Consider the following 1572-nt stretch of genomic DNA (forward strand, 5'->3'; position numbering starts at 1 on the left):
CATGAGCACGGCGTCGACATCTCCGGGGCATATGACCGGGGCAGTATCAGCATCTCGGACTTCGAATCATCGCTGAAATACGATGTCGACCTGGTTCGTTCCAGCCCGGGCGTGCCTGCGCATGTGAATGTTTACGGATTTTTCTACAACATCGATACGGGCGAATTGACCGAGGTCGTGCGCGACGTGCCGTCGTCAGGCGCCGAATAACGACGTTGTGCAAACGTTTTGTTCAATAAAACATCCTTCGGTTGAACAAACATTCCCCGTGTATCCGCCACCTCCGCGGGCGTTGGCGCTGCCACGTCCGCTTCCCTTAAGTCAGGAGCGTTGTATGGACGGCACGATCACCACGAAAGACGGCGTAACGATTTACTACAAGGATTGGGGCACGGGCCAGCCGCTGGTCTTCAGTCACGGGTGGCCGCTCTCGGCCGACGACTGGGATACGCAGATGCTGTTCTTCCTCAGCAGGGGCTTTCGTGTGATCGCCGCCGACCGCCGTGGGCATGGCCGTTCGAGCCAGACGGAGGAAGGCAATGATATGGACCATTACGCCGCTGACCTGGCCGCGCTCACCGAACACCTCGACCTGCGCAACGCAGTGCACATCGGGCATTCCACCGGGGGTGGTGAAGTCGCTCGCTACGTCGCGCAGTACGGACTGGAGCGCACGGCGAAGATCGCACTGCTCAGCGCCGTTCCACCGATCATGGTGAAGAACGCTGCCAATCCCGATGGCTTGCCGATCGAGGTCTTCGACGGTCTCCGCGCCGCGCTTGCGGCGAACCGGACGCAGTTCTACCGCGATGTGCCGTCCGGCCCCTTCTACGGCTACAACCGCCCCGGCGCGACACCGTCGCAGGGCGTCATCGACAACTGGTGGCGTCAGGGCATGATGGGGGGCACCAAGGCGCATTACGACTGCATCAAGGCGTTCTCGGAAACCGACTTCAATGACGACCTGAAGAAGATCGATAAGCCCGCGCTCATCCTCCACGGTGACGACGACCAGATCGTTCCGTACAAGGATGCCGGCGTRCTTTCCGCCAAGGTGTTGAAGCACGCCACGCTGAAGATCTATCCGGGCTTCCCGCACGGCATGCCGACGACGCATGCCGATACGATCAACGCGGACCTTCTCGCCTTCATCAAGGGCTGAATCCGCGCACGTTAGTGTCTTCGTGGCTAGGGGTGTATCCGCACCTTCGGGCCACGATGCATGTCGACGGTCGCATTTTTTCCGCACTTTTCGCAGTGTCCTGCGCCCGACGCAACTAATCGCCGGCTTTAAATTGACGCACAAAGTCAATGTCCCGACGCAATATGCCCCCTGTAGGAGCCGATTCATCGGCGAAGCGCTCCCCCCAGCGCCGACATCCCGTCACAACCGCACCCCACAGCCATCCCAACCAACTTGGCACGCCCATTGCTGACACGGAAGACCACCACAGCAAGGAAACCGTAAATGACTACGATTGGTTCGACGCCCAGCGTCAATCCGATGCCCACGATGCACGTTCGCGGCGGCCACGGCGGCCACGGCGGCGGCAAGGGCCTGCTCAACACGGA

2 protein-coding genes are annotated in these 1572 nt (G+C 60.7%); both read left to right on the top strand.

Annotated elements, in window-relative coordinates; all coding sequences use genetic code 11:
• A partial coding sequence (locus AC1DSN_RS22345; RefSeq protein WP_477332994.1) for a hypothetical protein occupies positions 1-210 on the top strand: 210 nt, incomplete at its 5' end.
• Positions 211-334: 124 nt separating this feature from the next.
• Positions 335-1162 (top strand): alpha/beta fold hydrolase, encoded by an 828-nt coding sequence (locus AC1DSN_RS22350; protein ID WP_477297822.1) that lies wholly within the window; start codon positions 335-337, stop codon positions 1160-1162.
• Positions 1163-1572 lie beyond the last annotated feature (410 nt).

Source organism: Luteibacter sp. P4_D7_3 (assembly GCF_056401735.1).